Annotated in this window: 1 pseudogene; it reads left to right on the top strand. The window is 43.4% G+C overall.

Annotated elements, in window-relative coordinates:
- Positions 1 to 19: 19 nt before the first annotated feature.
- A pseudogene (locus GNY06_RS00045) lies at positions 20 to 489 on the top strand (IS256 family transposase); the annotation flags it as partial.

The raw sequence follows: 489 nt of genomic DNA, 5'->3' as shown, positions 1-489 counted from the left end.
TACTTTTGAACCTAAGATTGTGCCCAAACGCCAGCTAATCATTACCGATGAGCTGGAAGGTACTATCTTATCGATGTACGCTATGGGAGTGAGTACCCGAGCAATGGGGGATTATGTTCAGCAAATGAATGCTATCGAGATATCTCCTGCAGAGATATCCCGTATTACCGATAGGGTACTACCCTAGGTTCAAGAATGGAGAAACCGTCCTCTTGAAACGGTCTATCCATTTGTATTTCTGTATTGTATGTTTTTCAAGGTAAGGGTGAATGGTGCTGTTGAAACCCGTGCGATCTATAATATCCTCGGGGTTGATATCGAAGGAAAAAAGGATTTAATTGGGCTTTATAGTTCAGAAAATGAAGGGGCCAAATTCTGGCTTGGAGTTCTCACTGATCTGAAGAAACGCGGTGTGGAAGATATTATGATTGCCTGCATAGACGGCCTGAAAGGTTTCCCCGAAGCGGTTGAGGCTGTATTTCCTAAAAC

This window comes from Elizabethkingia argenteiflava (assembly GCF_009904105.1).
GTDB lineage: Bacteria > Bacteroidota > Bacteroidia > Flavobacteriales > Weeksellaceae > Elizabethkingia > Elizabethkingia argenteiflava.
This window is presented reverse-complemented; position numbering and strand designations above follow the sequence as displayed.